The sequence below is a fragment of the Pedobacter sp. AC190 genome, from assembly GCF_979258025.1.
Genome location: NZ_OZ409824.1, coordinates 2,661,432 through 2,677,022, shown reverse-complemented (window position 1 = coordinate 2,677,022; position 15,591 = coordinate 2,661,432). Strand labels below are relative to the sequence as shown.

Below are 15,591 nucleotides of genomic sequence, written 5' to 3'. Positions count from 1 at the left end.
TTAGTTGTAACCTGGATTTTGTTTAATACCGCCTTTGGTAACTTCGATTTCGTTTAAAGGGATTGGTAAATACTCGCTTTTGCCGGCTTTGTATCCCGATGGGCCTAAAACAGCAACAGCTCTACCCGTTCTGACTAAGTCAAAGAAACGATGGCCTTCTGTAGCAAGTTCTAATCTGCGCTCGGCATAAATGTTATCAAGCGTTGCTGGAATCGAAGCTAAACCAACTCGGGCTCTTACCGCATCCAGCAGTTTTTTAGCACGAGCGGCGCTACCGCCACCTCTAATCAAAGCTTCTGCCTGCATTAAATACGTATCTGCCAAACGAATTTCAATTTCATCAATTGGCCAGTTTTGTTCTGCAACCCCACTCGCCGAGCGAAATGCTTTTAAAGGCGCGTATTTTTTAATGAAATAATCAGTGTTTTGATAACGGCCATTGTAAGTTGCACCTGCGGCTTTTAATGCAGCCCCATCTATAATGGTTGCGGCAAACCGAGGATCGTTTTTCATTACATTAACCAAATCTAAAGTTATCGGGCAAAAACCCCATCCGCTTGAGTAAGTATCGCCGTTATAGCTATCCATACCAACAAACTGAGTTCCAACATTTCCCTCTCCACCGTTGATGTAACCCCAATCAGACCAGGCAGCATTGTTTGAATGAGGAATTTCCAAAATAGCCTCGGCATTGAATTTATTTGCCGGGTTAAAGATATCAGCATAGTTTGGCAGCAATGAGTATCCGTAAGGATTTCCAACTCTATTAATATCTTCAAATAAAGTTGCAGCCTCGGTCATTTTTGCATTATCATTCTGATAAAGTAAAACCTTGCCTAGTTGTGCTTTTGCAGCGCCCTGAGAAATCCTTCCTTTTTCAGCATCTGAAATTGTAATTGGTAACCCTGGAATCGCATCTCTTAGATCTTTTTCGATCTGCGCATAAATCTGAGCAGGTGTAGATTGCGTTTGGGCATATAGCTCGCTTGTTTCCAAAACTTTGGTAATAAGGGGGACGTTTCCAAACCATCTTACCAAATCAAAGTAAAAATAAGCTCTCAGGAATTTAGTTTCGGCAGTTACCCTTGTTTTAAAAGCAGCACTAAGTGTTGTCGCTTTATCGATTTTACTTAAGAGTACATTTGCCCGGTTAATTCCACTATAGTTTTTATTCCATAAACCAACCTGAGGACCAACGCTAGAATTCATATTAAAGTTATCGTAGGCAACCCAGTTCGGCTGATCGGAAGCATTACTACCGCCTGCAAAACAATCGTCGGATGCAGCGCTTAACAAAGGCATTTTCATCGTGTAACCTCCTGTTGTACCCCATTGTATTACATCGTAAACGGCAATAACACCTTGCATCACCTCGCCTTCATTTTTATAAAAGTTATCTTCCAAAGCGGTTCCTCTAGGTGTTAACTCTAAATATTCTTTCTTACACGATACAAAAACTAACATAACAGCAACTATTGCCGCTAGTGTCTTAAAATTTTTATTGTTCATTTTTTACAATAATTAAAAACCAACATTTAAACCAGCAAAAAAGGTTCTTGCCTGTGGATAAAAACCACGATCAACGCCATAACTTCCACCTCCAATTTCTGGATCGTAGCCTGTATATTTTGTAAATGTTACCAGGTTATTGGCCATTACATAAAATCTTACTTTATCTAAACCTGCTTTTCTTACCAGATTTTTAGGAAGTGTGTAGCCAACTTGTAAAGTTTTAATTCTGAAGTAAGAACCACTTTCTAAGAAAATGCTCGAAACACGGCTATAGTTCTGGTTTGTGTCATCTAAAGTTACCCTTGGAATTGTATTGCTTGTTCCTTCACCCGTCCAGCGGTTTAAAATATCGGTTGTGTAATTTGCAGTTGGTAAATCGAATCTTCTTAAAGCATTAAAGATTTGATTACCTGCAACACCCTGACCAAGTACCACTAAATCAAAACCTTTGTAGGCTAAGTTTACCGTCATACCATAAGTGAAATCTGGCGTAGGATTGCCGATGATTTCTCTATCGTCGTTGTTGATCTGACCATCACCGTTTAAATCAATAAATTTAATATCACCAGGTTTTGCATTTGGTTGAATTAAACCGCCTCCCTGATTTTTATAGTTATTAATCTGCGTCTGGTTTTGGAACAAACCATCACTTCTATATCCATAGAATGAACCAATTGCATAACCAACTTTAGTACGGGTAATTTCCAAAGCTTGTGGTGTAACGGTTTGGCCGCCTAAATATTCTTTATCATCACCTAAGAAATCGATATTATTTTTAACAAATGCACCATTTGCATTTACTTTTAACGAGAATTCGCCTAGTCTTTTTTGATAGCCTAACTCCAGTTCAAAACCTCTGTTAGATAAATCGGCTACGTTACCGATTGGGCCAGCATTACCAACATAACCTGGTACGGCAATTTGCAAAAGCATACCAGTAGTTTTTTTCTTATACCAATCTGCTGTTAAAGTGAAGTTGCCAAAAAGGTTCATATCAACACCAATATCGGTTGATGAAGTTTGCTCCCACTTTAAATCCGGGTTTGATAAAGCATCAGGACTAACCCCGTTAACCAATCCTGCCGAACTACCCAGTGTAAAGTTTCTACCACCACTTACGGTAGATAGATATCTGAAGTCTCCGATATTATCATTACCGACTACGCCATAAGAACCTCTGAATTTAACAAAGGTTACATAAGGGTTTTTAGGGAAGAAATCTTCTTTACTGGCTACCCAACCTACCGAGCCAGAAGGGAAGTAACCAAATTTATTATTTGGTCCGAAACGGGAAGAACCATCTCTACGGATAATACCTGTTAAAAGATATTTTTCATCATAGTTATAAGTTAAACGAGCGAAAGCTGAGTTTAAAGTATTTAAGTATTCGCCACCATAAAATACATCATTTGCCCTTGAAACCGGGAACTGTAATGAAGCATCTTTAATATTGGTTACTGGAATACCATCTTTGGTTCCCCCTTGCGTTTCGCCTCTGTTTTTTTGGAAAGAATAACCGATTAAACCTGTAATGTTGTGTTTTTCAATTTGCCTGTTGTAACTGATGGTATTTTCCAATGAATAGAAAAGACCTCTGTTCGCATTTCTATTATAAGAGGTGATCGTGGTTTGATTAATTGAATTCAGATAATAAATCGGCGTAAAACTCTCACTACCGTAAAAGGCTAAATCTACCCCACCTTGTGACCTGACTTTTAAGCCTTTAATGATTTCGGCTTCAACAAAAGCATTTGCAACCACCTTATCCGACCATCCTTTCCCTTGTGCAACTTGTAGTGCAGCAACAGGGTTTAAGATTTCTGATTGTGCATATTGCGAAATTCCATAAGGAAAACCAGCTTCGTTTCTTACTACAGGATTACCAATATATGGTGCTGCACCGTATTTTGCCGGGTCTGTTTCAACTATTGGTGTAATCGGATCGATATTAATTGCTCTGTTTAATGGCGAGCCATATTCTGTATTGGTACCAACGCCAACAGAATTAGTGCGTGTATAACCAATGTTTTGTCCGAACCTGATTGCTTTGGTTAACTGGTGTTCTGAATTAAAACGTGCTGTAAATCTTTTGTATTGAGAATTACTTGTTGCTACGATTCCATCCTGGTCAAAATAACCAAAGGATGTATAGTAAGTCGATTTTTCATTGCCGCCACTCATGCTTAATTCATGATTTTGAATTCTTGCATCATTATTAAAAACAGCAGCCTGCCAGTCCGTACCAACACCTAATTGCGCTGGGTTTGGAAATCTTGGGGTAGCTAACCCTGGTGTTTTCGCATACTCTGCTTCATTATAAATTGTAGCATATTGTGTAGCATTTAATAAATCTAATTTTCTTGCTGGCGCTTGCGTACCCAAATAAGTATTGTAATTGACAGCCATTTTGCTGTTTCTACTTCCTTTTTTCGTAGTGATAATAATTACACCATTTGCAGCTCTTGCTCCATAAATTGCTCCAGATGCTGCGTCTTTCAAAACCTCGATCGATTCGATATCTGCCTGATTAAGGTAATCTATACCTCCACCAACCTGCACACCATCAACAATGTATAAAGCATCGCTATTATTAATTGAAGTTGTACCACGAATACGTAATGTTGCGCCTTCTCCTGGCTGACCAGAAGCTGTTGTAATGGTTAAGCCAGAGGTACGACCCTGTAAAGACTGTTCTATACGAACAACAGGCATATTTTCCAGATCAGTTCCCTTAACCTGAGAAATTGCACCCGTTACAACGCTTTTCTTTTGCGTGCCATAACCAATTACCACTGCATCGGCAAGAACACCTGCCTGTGGAACCATCTGAATGGTTAAATCTCCAGTAGCGGTTGCACTAACTTCTTTATTCTCGTAACCGATGTACGATACCACAAGAATTGCATTATTTTCAACCGTTTTTAAAACAAAAGAACCCGTGGCATCAGTCATTATACCCTGGTTTGTTCCTTTCACTTTTACGCTCGCCCCAACCATTGGTGCTCCGGTTTCATCTACCACTTTACCCTTAATATCGATGTAGGCTCTCAATAACAAAAGCGTTCCATCTAAAGATTTTTTATGAATAATAATGGTGTTGTTTTTTATGGTGTAACCTAGAGGCTGTTCGTTAAAAATCAGCCTTAAAGCTTCCCCTATATCGGTATTTTTAATGTCGATTGTTACCGGCTTAGCTTCTTTTAACAGTTCTGTATTATATAAAAAGCTATAACCTACACTCTTATTTAGCTTACGAAAAACATTAAGCAGTGTTGTATTTTTTTCTGAAAGTGTTACGTTTTGCGCCTTAGCAGCATAACTGATTTGAAGAAACGTAGTGATTAATAAGACAAAAGTCAATTTCATAATCAACAAAAATTTAGATAGGCGGCCCTTAGGGTTGGGCAACCATTCAGTATAAAAATTCATATATTTGGTTATTAGGTTTATAATAGTTGTATCTCACAATTTTACGATTAGAATAAAGCCTTAATTATATTCCGGGAGCGTTGCCGCGCTTCCGGTTTTTTTAGTTACGCTATATTCTAAAATCATCACAAAGTGATGAAGAAAAGTATAGGTTTAAGGCATAACTAAAATCCTCCTTCCTTCTATTTTAAAATGAACATCTCCGGTAGCCTGTAAGGTTTCCAAAACTTCGTTTACGCTATTAAATCTTGAAATTCTACCCCCAAAAAGCTTATCCATTTTTCCACCATGATAAGAAACATCAACATTATACCAACGTGAAATTTTGTTCATGATGGTTTGTAAATTTTCATCGTTAAAACTAAAAAAGCCATCTTTCCAGGTCACTGCATCTTCAGCATCTACATTTCTAATTAAAACTGATGGAGATGAAGCCGCAATTATAGATTGCTGCCCTGGTTTTAATATGTTTGAAGCTAAAGAGCTAAGATTTACAATCCTAACGCTACCTTCAAGTAAAGTGGTTTTATTATTTGGCTCATCGCTATAGGCATTTATATTGAAATGGGTACCCAACACCTCTACCATTTGGTTTCGGCCTCCGCCAACTTCGCTCCTGACTTTAAAAGGAACCCGACTACCTTTTTTGTGTGTTAATTTGGCTACTTCGAAATACGCTTCGCCTTTAAGCTCAACGATTCGTTCTGCATCGTTAAAAGTTGTTGGATATTTTAATGATGACTCGGCATTTAACCAAACCTTGGTACCATCTGGTAAGTTGATTTGATATTGACCGCCCCGAGGGGTTTCTATGGTATTAAAAGATTTTTTTGTTTTAGCATCATCATTGGAAACGACTGTATAAATTAACTCGCCATTATTTGTTTTGGTGATTTTAATACCAGCCTGTTTCGCAATTACGCCGTTTGTTGCATCGGTTAACGAAATTTTAGAACCATCGGCCAAGGTTAAAGTGGCCTTATTGCCGCCTGGCTTTATCGCCTCCAGCTTATTACTAGCAATGTTTTCTTCGCCAAATTGATTTTTAACCCGATTATTAATTACAAATCCAATAAAAAACAAAACAATCGCAGCCGCAGCAACTGTAATCCAGAGTTTGTAATTCTTGTTTTTATTTAATGCAGTTTGTTCTTCTATGGATTGCCAGATTTTATTTTTAGCATCGATAATTTCATCTTGCTTTAAGTCAGATTTTTTTTCTGAAAGTTCCAAAAGATGCCAAGATTCTACCAAAGCCTTTTCTTGCTCGGTGCAAAGTCCGTCTTTGTATTTTTTTAAAAGTTTTTCAACTTCAGGTTTATTCATCACTAAAATATATTTGGCTAATTAAACACATGTAGGTTAAGTGAGGCTCAGGTAGTAGATAAAAGAAAAATATTTTCACTTTTTTTAAAAAAAGGCATGGAAAGCCTCAAAACGAATGTTTATTTCGAAACAAATCACATTAGGTAAAAATAATTGAGCTATTTTTTTGAGAATTGTTATCTTATTAGCAAGATGATTGCTAGAGAAATAAATGAGGTAAGCTTTAGGCGCAAAACCTTTAAAGCATTACTCATTTGCTTTTTAACTGTCTTATCAGAAAGGTGCAATAGCTCTGCAATTTCCTTTTGCGAAAGATGTTGCTGGCGGCTCATTTCGAAAATCTGACGCATTTTTGGTGGCAATAAACTAACTTCTTTTTCTATTATAGAAGCAAATTCCCTTTCGCGTATGTAATCGTCTGTTATGCAATTTCCCTGCTCAATAAAGCTCTCTAAAGAAAGCAGGTAATTAGATTTCGACTTATTCTTATCTAGCCAATCGAAAACTTTATATCTAACAGCTGTATATAAATAGGCTGATAATTGAGACTTGATTTTAATATTTGGATTGCTCCACAGGTAAACGAAAATCTCCTGAACGATATCTCTGGCATCCTCCCGATCGGAAACCAGTTTGCAAGCATAAATATACAGCAAGCCATTAAAGCGTTCGTATATTTCTTCGAATGCATACTTATCTCCAGACTGAATGAGACCGAATAGTTCGTTGTCAGTTAATGATCTGTAGTTAGACATTTGGTTAGATGATTATACGAATGTAAGGAATAGTTTAAGTTAATTCCTAACAAAATTTTTTGGCATACAATTTATTTAAACTGTTTTATTAACGTTTATAAAGCTCTTTTACATGCTATTGTAATCTTATAAATTAATATTGGCATATCGGAAAAAGTCGATATACATTTGTGCATGGATCAAGTAGAAATTTTTAAAGCCTTATCTAATAAAACCCGTTTGCAGATTTTAAACTGGTTAAAAGAGCCTGCTGAAAATTTTCCTGAACAGCCAAATGCTGATTTCGAAAATGTTGGCGTTTGTGTTGGGCAAATTCAAATAAAGGCTGGCTTATCTCAAAGTACAATTTCCGAATACCTTTCTATTTTACAACGAGCCGACTTAGTTTGTGCCACACGCGTTGGCCAATGGACTTACTATAAACGCAATAAAGAAGGTATTGAAAAACTAAGCAACATCATTAATTCCGAATTATAAAAGTAAAATAATATGAACACAGATAGTTTATTTAGGCCATTTAGCCTGAAAACATTAAACACAAAAAATAGAATTGTAATGGCTCCAATGACGAGATCTTTCTCGCCTGATGGTGTACCTACTGCCGATGTTGCAGAATATTATGCAAAAAGAGCTGAAGGCGAAGTTGGTTTAATTTTATCAGAAGGAACGGTTATTAATCGTCCTTCATCATCAGCAGACCCGAACATTCCTCATTTTTATGGAACGGAGGCTTTAGCTGGATGGGAAAAAGTAATCCGTGGTGTTCATGCTAAAGGTGGTCAAATGGGACCACAAATCTGGCACCAGGGTATTCATGCAAATCATGCTTCTGGCTGGTTACCAAGCACTCCATTTGAAGGCCCATCATCTTTTAACAGTCCTGGCTTTGAAAACGGCGTAGCAATGACAGATTCAGCAATTGCTGATACGATTGCAGCTTTCGGCCAGGCAGCAGCAGATGCAAAAGCGTTAGGGTTTGATACGGTAGAAATTCATGGTGCACACCAATATTTAATTGATCAGTTTTTTTGGGATGCAACCAACAACCGTACCGATATTTATGGTGGTAAAACCTTGGCAGAACGCACCCGTTTTGGAGTTGAAGTAATTAAAGAAGTGCGTAAACGTGTTGGAGAAGATTTCGCATTAATTATTCGTTTATCGCAATTTAAGCCTGCTGCATACGATTTTAAACTAGCAAAAAATGAGAAAGAAATGGAGCAATGGTTAACACCATTAGCAGATGCTGGAATCGATATTTTCCATTGTTCTCAGCGCCGTTTCTGGGAACCAGAATTTGAAGGTTCTGATTTAAACTTTGCAGGTTGGGCTAAAAAAATTACAGGCAAGGCAACTATTTCAGTTGGTTCGGTTGGTTTAGATGGCGATTTCTTTGGTGCTTTTGCAGGTCAAAGTTCACAACCAAGTTCGCTTGATGAATTGGTTCGCAGAATGGATAGAGGTGATTTCGACTTAGTTGCAGTTGGTCGCCCACTTTTAGCAGACCCACAATGGGTAGAAAAAATTAAAAATAATCGTACCAACGAACTTAAAGGCTTTAGTAAAGAGGCTTTAATGGAGCTGGTATAATTTTTCTTTCTAATTAAGGTTAAAAGGCTCCGAAACTCGGGGCCTTTTTGTTTTACAACTGATTTTCCCAATTAGTTTTCAGCCTTTTTCCCTAAATTCACAGTATTAAATAATTTAGCAAAATCATGTCAAATATCAAACTCATTATCGATGAACGCCCAGCCAATATTGGCAATTTTATGGTTGGGAGGTTATTACCATTCAGAGAGAAACGTATGGTTGGTCCGTTTTCCTTCATCGACCATATGGGACCTGCGGCTATGAGCGACCATGAAAATCTAGATGTACCTCCTCACCCGCACATTGGTTTATCTACGCTTACTTTTCTTTTTGAAGGAGAAATAACACATAAAGATAGTTTAGGGAATAACGTTGTGATTAAGCCAGGACAGGTAAACTGGATGACCTCGGGAAGTGGAATTGTGCATTCAGAAAGAACACCCGATTATTTAAGACAAAGTGATAAAATGCTTCATGGTTTACAAATTTGGGTAGCCTTACCAAAAGCGTTAGAGCAAATGGAACCTGAGTTTTTTCATGTAGAAGGAAAAGATATCCCCGAATGGGAAGAAAATGGGGTGAATTTTAAACTAATTGCTGGTGAAGCTTTCGGCAGAAAATCTCCAGTTCCTGTTTATAGTCCGCTTTATTTGATAGAAATTAAAAGTTCATCAAGGCAGAAAATTAATATTGGAGACCACTTATTTGGCGAAAGTGCGCTTTATATTTTAGAAGGAGCAATAGAAAGCGAGGGCAATATATTCGAACCAAAGCATATTTTAATTGCTAACAACGCTAAACTTTGCGAATTTGAAATGCATGAAAATACCAGTGTTTATATTTTCGGCGGGGAACCATTTCCCGAAGAACGTTTTATGTATTGGAATTTTGTTTCATCTGATAAAGAATTAATAGAAGAAGCTAAAATAAAATGGCAAAATCAAAGCTATAAACCAGTTCCTGGCGAAACTGATTTTGTACCCTTACCAGATCAAAGTAAATTTATTAAGCGTTAACGCTGATTGAGAAAGAAAACCTACTCTTCTAATAAAGCTTGTCTTATTTTTTCTGCTGCTTCAGCTAGTTCTTCCTGAGTTGGACTTAGCTTGGCTTTGCTAAAATTCATATCGCTAACATCATTCATAGGTATTAAATGAATGTGAGCATGAGGTACTTCTAATCCAATTACCGAAACACCTACTTTTTTACAAGGAAAAGCAACCTTTAAACCTTTAGCTACAATTTTGGCAAACATCCAAAGTCCAACATAAAGATCTTCTTCCATATCGAAAATGTAATCTCTTTCGATTTTTGGAATTACCAATACATGCCCCGCTGCTAATGGCGAAACATCTAAAAAAGCAAGATATTCTACTGTTTCAGCAACTACATGAGCGCTTATTTCGCCAGCCACGATTTTGGAAAAGATGGTCATTTTGAGGTATAGGTTTAAAGGTGGATTTTTTAAATTTTTAGTAGCGGAGTAAAAACATTAAGCTTTAAGTCCTCCGCCTTAAACCTTATCTTGAAATTTCTAAAACTTCGAATTGCATTTTACCTGCAGGCACTTCAATTTCGGCAAATTCGCCGACTGATTTTCCTAATAAACCTTGCGCAATCGGCGATTTAACAGAAATTTTTCCTGTTTTTAAATCTGCTTCCGTTTCGGCTACTAATTGGTAAGTCATAGTAGCGCCGTTTTTAACGTTCTTAATTTTAACTATAGATAAAGCAAGCACCTTAGATAAATCCATTTTCGATTCATCAATTAAGCGTGCGTTTGCTAATGTATTTTTTAATTTTGAGATTTTTGCCTCATGCAAACCCTGCGCTTCTTTAGCCGCATCGTATTCTGCATTCTCCGATAAATCGCCTTTATCTCTCGCCTCAGCAATTGCTTTAGAAATTAGCTGACGGCCGGTGGTAGTTAAATAATGAACTTCCTCTTTTAATTTATCTAAGCCCTCCTGGGTGTAGTATGTTACCTCTGTCATTGCTCTATTAATTTTATTCAAACGCTATAAAAAACAAACAAGACTATATAGTTGGTTTGCTACATAGTCTTGCTTCAATTATAACGAAGATAAAATGCTTAAATTACAAAAGCAAATAATTGAACACGATTTTTGTGAATTAAGAATTAACATGATTATGGAGCGACATAAAGTTTTAGAAATCTATTAGGAATATTAATTCACATATATCAAAGTTGAATTCTCTTAAATGCATCTCTGTACATTTATAAACCGACAATTTATCAGCACAAAAAACTTGGCTCATCGAAACATCTAATTGTTATCCCTTAACGCTAAACTCATGCATTATTTTTAGATTAGCCAAAATATTCATAAAATGAGAAGATTATTCTATATAGCATTGATTACCGTTTTAGGCAATCAGGCGGTTTCTGCGCAAGAACTTTATATGCCCAGAAACATTAAAGCTGCTTACACGAAAGGAACCCGCTCGGCTGATGGTAAACCTGGCAAAAACTACTGGCAAAATCATGGCAAATACAATATGGATATTGCTGTTAATGCCGAAACAAAAATAGTAAGCGGTAAAGAAGAAATTATTTACAGCAATAACAGTAACGATACTTTAAAAACCCTGGCCATCCGTTTTGTAAACAATTTACATAAACCAACTTCGCCACGAGGTGGTGCGGTAAGTCCCGATTTTTTAACTACAGGCTTAAATATTATTGCATTTTCTGTTGATGGAGAAACTTATAATGTGGACAGCAAAAACTGGGGAACCGTTGGAAATGTAAAGTTGAAAAAACCTTTGGCTCCAAAATCGAAAATTACGGTTAAAATAGACTGGGATTATCCTTTATCGAAGGAAAGCGGCAGAGAAGGACAAATTGATCCAAATTCATTCTTTGTGGCTTATAGTTATCCAAGAATTTCTGTTTACGATGATTATAACGGTTGGGATAGAATTCCCCATACCGATAGAGCTGAATTTTATAACGATTTTAACGATTACATTTTTTCGGTTAAAGCGCCAAAAAATTATGTTGTTTATGCTACAGGAGATTTATTAAATCCTGATGAAGTGCTACAACCAGAGTTTTCTGCTCGTTTAAAAAAATCTTACACCAGCGATGAGGTTATGCATATTGCTACTGAACAGGAAATGAAAGATGGTAAAGTAACGCAGCAAAAGGATAACATTTGGAAATACAAGGCCGACCACATTACAGATGTTACTTTTGCTTTAAGCAACCATTATGTTTGGGATGCCGCAAGTGTTGTTGTAGATAAGAAAACGAATCGCAGAGCAAGTGCACAGGCCGCTTATAATGCAATAACAGGAAAAGATTTTGTTAATTCGGTAAAATACAACCAATATGCCCTGGATTGGTTTTCGAATAACTGGCCAGGCATTCCATATCCATTCTCTAAAACCATCGCTTTTCAAGGTTTTGCCGATATGGAATACCCGATGATGGTTAATGATTCTAACTTTGGAGATCCTGTTTTTGCACAATTGGTTCAAGACCATGAAGTGGCGCACACTTATTTTCCTTTTTACATGGGCATTAACGAAACCCGTTATGCTTATATGGATGAGGGATGGGCAACAACTTTCGAATATTTAATAGGCATTAGTCAGCGTGGCAAAGAAGCCGCAGATAAATTCTATAAAAATTTCAGGGTTGAGAAATATATTAACGACAAGTCTACAGAAGAAGATCAACCTGTAATTTCGATGTCGGACCAGGTTTCGGGCGTGGGTTATGGAAACAACTCTTATGGTAAAGCATCGTTATCATATTTAGCTTTGAAAGATATGCTTGGCGATGACTTATTTAAAAAAGCCTTGCATAATTACATGAGTAACTGGAACGGAAAACACCCTATTCCGTGGGATTATTTTAACTCGATGAATTCTGGCGCAGGCCAAGACTTAAACTGGTTTTTCCAAAACTGGTTTTTTACCAACAATTATATTGATTTAGCACTTACGAAAGTTTCTTTATCGGCAGGAAAAGCAGTTTTTGTAATTAAAAATGAGGGTGGTTTTGCAATTCCTTTCGATATTAAGGTAACAGATTCAGAAGGTAAAACCGAAACGATCCATAAAACCCCAGCGGTTTGGAAGGTTAACCAGAAAGAAGTGACTATGACGATTAATACAAATAGAAAAATGAAATCGATTGCTTTGGATGGCGGCATTTATATGGATGCTACGCCAGCAGATAATATTTACGAAGTAAAATAATTTTAATTGGCCTTTTTCATTTACCAGTATTAAATGAAAAGGCCAATTATTTAACTATTCTCGGCCTTACAGCCAGATTCATGCTTAACAGGAAAATTTAGCGAGTTGGCAATGAAACACATTTTGTTAGCTTCTGAATGAAGGGATTCTGCCAATTCAAAGTGCGCCTTATCGGCAATTAAAACCTGAGGATGTAAAGTTACTTCCTTAAACCGACCACTTCCATCAGCCAATTCTTCCATTATTCCAACTGCTTCATCTTTATAATCGATCACTACGATTTCATTTTTAGAACACAAATGCAAATACCAAAGCATGTGGCAACTCGAAATTGAGGCTAAAAGTAAATCCTCTGGATTATGTTTCGATTTATCGCCTAGAAAAGCAGAATCTGATGAACCTGAAATATCGGCTTTACCGTTTACAGAAATTAAATAATCGCGATCGTACGAACGGTAATCCATTGTTCCCGAACCTTTATTTCCTGTCCAGGTTACATTGGTTTTATATAAATGATCTTTCGGCATGATATAATTAGTTAGAATTTGTAATCCAATTTAGGAAATTAAGATTGATAAAAACAGGTTTTTAGAAAGAGATTTAAAAAAAATAATTCTGTGCTATTTAAAATAATTGTATTTTGATTGGAAGATAATTTGACCCGAAAAATCAATATATGATTGATAGAACCCATACCACTAACTATTTCGACACCTTTATTGAGGTTGCCGAAGATAGTTCTGCAACTCATGGTGTTATACCAAAACCGAAAGGAGATGAGCAAACTATCGCTGAGATGCAGTTTGAAATGGTTTCTAAAAAACCATACGCTTACACGTCGGACGATGTGCTTTTTGAAGTTTTCGTAAAACGTAACGACATTTCAGAATCAGAACAAAAGGCGGCAAGGGTAACATTTTTTTCAAAGGGGCAAGCTTGTTTCAGGGCATCGCCATTACCCAAAAAATATGGCTTTGGGGTGCATGCAAATAAAGAAGGCAAAATAGCGCTTTATGAAGTCAACTCTGAAGCTTACGAAAAATTAGTTAATGACTCGCACATCAAGAAATTGAAGGCGATGAGAACATCAAAGAAATAATGCAGGACATTGAAATAAAAAAAATCGCAGTAGCAGATGTTGAGCTGCTTCAAATCATTGCTAAAAAAACATTTTCGGAAGCTTTTTCTGATCGTAATTCTGCTGAAAATATGCAGCAATACTTAAACGAAGGATTTACCACTGAAAAACTATCAGCCGAATTGAAGAATCCAGATTCTGCTTTCTATTTCGCTAAAGCTAATGGTGAAGTAGTAGGTTATTTAAAATTGAACTTCGGCGAGGCACAAACAGATTTAAAAGACCCAAAGGCTTTAGAAATTGAGCGAATTTATGTTGTGAAAGATTTTTATGGCAAAAAAATAGGTCACCTATTATACCGCAAAGCTTTAGAAATTGCCAATAAAAAAAGTGTAGAATATATTTGGTTAGGCGTTTGGGAGCATAACCTACGAGCCATCAGCTTTTATCAAAAAAATGGCTTTGTTGAATTCGACACCCATGCCTTTTGGTTGGGCGATGATAAACAAACCGATAAATTGATGAAGCTTAAATTGTTTTAAAACAAAATTATTTTAGTCCTCGCTTAAACGAGGACTAATTAACCTATAACGAAATCGCTTTTAATTTTTCTGCGAGCACCTCAGATATTTTGCGGTAGGAATCGAAAGTCCAGCCACCAACGTGGGGTGTTAATATCACTTGCTCATTGCTTATCAAATCATTATACCAGGTTTGCTCTGATAGTGCTGGAAATTTCTCCGTTTGTAAAACATCTAAACCTGCGCCTAAAATTTTACCACTTTTAATGGCATTCAAAACGGCGCTTACATTAACAATTTCCCCACGAGCCGTGTTGATGAAAAATATAGGTTTTTTGAAATGGAAGAAATATTCATCATCTACCATTTGTTTCGTTTCGGCCGTTAAAGGGATATGCAGGCTTAAAACATCGCAATGTTTTACAATTTCTTCCATGCTCACTTCGCGAGCAAAAGCATCACTAAAACCCGTTTTATATTTATCATAAGCCATCACCTCGACTTCAAAACCTGCGAGTTTTTTGGCAAAACTCTGTCCCATGAAGCCATAACCGATAATGCCTACTTTTTTACCTTTTAATTCGTAGCCACGATTCCCTTCCCGATCCCAAACTCCATTTCTAATTTCATGATCCGCCCTGCGAAAGTTATTCATTAATGATAAAAGCAAGCCTGTAGCATGTTCGCCAACGGCATCGCAATTTCCTTCTGGTGCATTAATTAAAGTGATGTTTCGCTCCAAAGCAATTTTATCGTCGATATTATCCAAACCCGCACCTGCTCTGGCTACGAACTTTAAATTTTTAGCTGCTGCAAAAATTTCTGCATCAATTCTGAATTTTGTTCTAACGGCAATACCATCGTAACCGGCAATTCTCTCTAAAGTTTGCTGACGGGTAATCTGCGGTTCATCATCAACCTCGTAACCCATTAAAATAGCCTGTTCTTTAAAAGCAGGATGTAAATCATCGACAATTAATATTCTTTTACTCATGATAAAACAAAAGTAACATTTTAAGATTTGTGAAATGTGTTTGTAAACTCAAATTTGAAATAGGTGTTACTTCACTATAAAGCGAATAGCTAAAACTTATAACAACAAAAATATTACCCTAAAACAGCTGTAATAAAATAGTTACGGCACGTAAAT

The 15,591-nt window shown here is 36.8% G+C and carries 14 protein-coding genes; 6 read left to right on the top strand and 8 right to left on the bottom strand.

Going from position 1 to position 15,591, the window contains the following annotated elements:
• The 4 genes from ACZZZI_RS11765 to ACZZZI_RS11750 form a co-directional block, all read right to left on the bottom strand.
• Entirely contained in the window at positions 1-1,509 is a 1,509-nt protein-coding gene (locus tag ACZZZI_RS11765; RefSeq protein WP_463489511.1) for a RagB/SusD family nutrient uptake outer membrane protein, read from the bottom strand.
• A 12-nt stretch (positions 1,510-1,521) separates the two neighbouring features.
• Complete coding sequence (locus tag ACZZZI_RS11760; protein ID WP_316755436.1) at positions 1,522-4,878, bottom strand: TonB-dependent receptor; 3,357 nt, start codon at positions 4,876-4,878, stop codon at positions 1,522-1,524.
• Between the two features lie 216 nt (positions 4,879-5,094).
• Positions 5,095-6,267: a FecR family protein gene (locus ACZZZI_RS11755; RefSeq protein WP_463489510.1), complete on the bottom strand. Its 1,173-nt coding sequence runs from the start codon at positions 6,265-6,267 to the stop codon at positions 5,095-5,097.
• Between the two features lie 176 nt (positions 6,268-6,443).
• Positions 6,444-7,022, bottom strand: coding sequence for an RNA polymerase sigma factor (locus ACZZZI_RS11750; protein ID WP_316755432.1), 579 nt, complete (start codon positions 7,020-7,022; stop codon positions 6,444-6,446).
• A gap of 174 nt (positions 7,023-7,196) precedes the next feature.
• On the opposite strand from ACZZZI_RS11750, the gene ACZZZI_RS11745 reads away from it, so the two are divergent.
• The 3 genes from ACZZZI_RS11745 (at position 7,197) to ACZZZI_RS11735 (ending at position 9,628) form a co-directional block, all read left to right on the top strand.
• A complete protein-coding gene (locus ACZZZI_RS11745; RefSeq protein ID WP_316755430.1) occupies positions 7,197-7,499 on the top strand; it encodes an ArsR/SmtB family transcription factor in 303 nt (100 codons plus the stop codon).
• 12 nt (positions 7,500-7,511) lie between these two features.
• A complete protein-coding gene (locus ACZZZI_RS11740; protein ID WP_316755428.1) occupies positions 7,512-8,612 on the top strand; it encodes an NADH:flavin oxidoreductase in 1,101 nt (366 codons plus the stop codon).
• Between the two features lie 125 nt (positions 8,613-8,737).
• Positions 8,738-9,628 carry a pirin family protein gene (locus ACZZZI_RS11735; protein WP_316755426.1) on the top strand — a complete coding sequence of 297 codons (891 nt, stop codon included), beginning with the start codon at positions 8,738-8,740 and terminating at the stop codon, positions 9,626-9,628.
• A gap of 20 nt (positions 9,629-9,648) precedes the next feature.
• Here the strand turns inward: ACZZZI_RS11735 and ACZZZI_RS11730 are convergent, their stop codons facing one another.
• Positions 9,649-10,047 (bottom strand): HIT family protein, encoded by a 399-nt coding sequence (locus ACZZZI_RS11730; protein WP_316755424.1) that lies wholly within the window; start codon positions 10,045-10,047, stop codon positions 9,649-9,651.
• Between the two features lie 85 nt (positions 10,048-10,132).
• The gene (gene greA / locus ACZZZI_RS11725; RefSeq protein ID WP_025146397.1) at positions 10,133-10,606 is read right to left on the bottom strand and encodes a transcription elongation factor GreA; all 474 of its coding nucleotides are present in this window, start codon (positions 10,604-10,606) and stop codon (positions 10,133-10,135) included.
• Between the two features lie 358 nt (positions 10,607-10,964).
• On the opposite strand from greA, the gene ACZZZI_RS11720 reads away from it, so the two are divergent.
• The gene (locus ACZZZI_RS11720) at positions 10,965-12,842 is read left to right on the top strand and encodes a M1 family metallopeptidase (RefSeq protein WP_344767870.1); all 1,878 of its coding nucleotides are present in this window, start codon (positions 10,965-10,967) and stop codon (positions 12,840-12,842) included.
• Positions 12,843-12,892: 50 nt separating this feature from the next.
• Here the strand turns inward: ACZZZI_RS11720 and ACZZZI_RS11715 are convergent, their stop codons facing one another.
• Entirely contained in the window at positions 12,893-13,369 is a 477-nt protein-coding gene (locus tag ACZZZI_RS11715; RefSeq protein ID WP_344767872.1) for an OsmC family protein, read from the bottom strand.
• Between the two features lie 149 nt (positions 13,370-13,518).
• Between ACZZZI_RS11715 and ACZZZI_RS11710 the strand changes: the two genes are divergently transcribed.
• Entirely contained in the window at positions 13,519-13,941 is a 423-nt protein-coding gene (locus ACZZZI_RS11710; RefSeq protein WP_344767874.1) for a DUF6157 family protein, read from the top strand.
• On the top strand, positions 13,941-14,462 hold the full coding sequence (locus tag ACZZZI_RS11705) for a GNAT family N-acetyltransferase (protein WP_344767876.1): 522 nt from the start codon (positions 13,941-13,943) through the stop codon (positions 14,460-14,462). Before ACZZZI_RS11710 ends, ACZZZI_RS11705 begins: the two co-directional genes overlap by 1 nt.
• A gap of 43 nt (positions 14,463-14,505) precedes the next feature.
• On the opposite strand, the gene ACZZZI_RS11700 is transcribed toward ACZZZI_RS11705, so the two are convergent.
• A complete protein-coding gene (locus ACZZZI_RS11700; protein WP_463489509.1) occupies positions 14,506-15,435 on the bottom strand; it encodes an NAD(P)-dependent oxidoreductase in 930 nt (309 codons plus the stop codon).
• Between the last annotated feature and the right edge of the window lie 156 nt (positions 15,436-15,591).

Excerpts from the sequence above, each read along its gene's own strand:
- ACZZZI_RS11765 (WP_463489511.1), bottom strand. The coding sequence starts at position 1,509 with ATGAACAATAAAAATTTTAAGACACTAGCGGCAATAGTTGCTGTTATG.
- ACZZZI_RS11760 (WP_316755436.1), bottom strand. The coding sequence starts at position 4,878 with ATGAAATTGACTTTTGTCTTATTAATCACTACGTTTCTTCAAATCAGT.
- ACZZZI_RS11755 (WP_463489510.1), bottom strand. The coding sequence starts at position 6,267 with ATGAATAAACCTGAAGTTGAAAAACTTTTAAAAAAATACAAAGACGGA.
- ACZZZI_RS11750 (WP_316755432.1), bottom strand. The coding sequence starts at position 7,022 with ATGTCTAACTACAGATCATTAACTGACAACGAACTATTCGGTCTCATT.
- ACZZZI_RS11745 (WP_316755430.1), top strand. The coding sequence starts at position 7,197 with ATGGATCAAGTAGAAATTTTTAAAGCCTTATCTAATAAAACCCGTTTG.
- ACZZZI_RS11740 (WP_316755428.1), top strand. The coding sequence starts at position 7,512 with ATGAACACAGATAGTTTATTTAGGCCATTTAGCCTGAAAACATTAAAC.
- ACZZZI_RS11735 (WP_316755426.1), top strand. The coding sequence starts at position 8,738 with ATGTCAAATATCAAACTCATTATCGATGAACGCCCAGCCAATATTGGC.
- ACZZZI_RS11730 (WP_316755424.1), bottom strand. The coding sequence starts at position 10,047 with ATGACCATCTTTTCCAAAATCGTGGCTGGCGAAATAAGCGCTCATGTA.
- greA (WP_025146397.1), bottom strand. The coding sequence starts at position 10,606 with ATGACAGAGGTAACATACTACACCCAGGAGGGCTTAGATAAATTAAAA.
- ACZZZI_RS11720 (WP_344767870.1), top strand. The coding sequence starts at position 10,965 with ATGAGAAGATTATTCTATATAGCATTGATTACCGTTTTAGGCAATCAG.
- ACZZZI_RS11715 (WP_344767872.1), bottom strand. The coding sequence starts at position 13,369 with ATGCCGAAAGATCATTTATATAAAACCAATGTAACCTGGACAGGAAAT.
- ACZZZI_RS11710 (WP_344767874.1), top strand. The coding sequence starts at position 13,519 with ATGATTGATAGAACCCATACCACTAACTATTTCGACACCTTTATTGAG.
- ACZZZI_RS11705 (WP_344767876.1), top strand. The coding sequence starts at position 13,941 with ATGCAGGACATTGAAATAAAAAAAATCGCAGTAGCAGATGTTGAGCTG.
- ACZZZI_RS11700 (WP_463489509.1), bottom strand. The coding sequence starts at position 15,435 with ATGAGTAAAAGAATATTAATTGTCGATGATTTACATCCTGCTTTTAAA.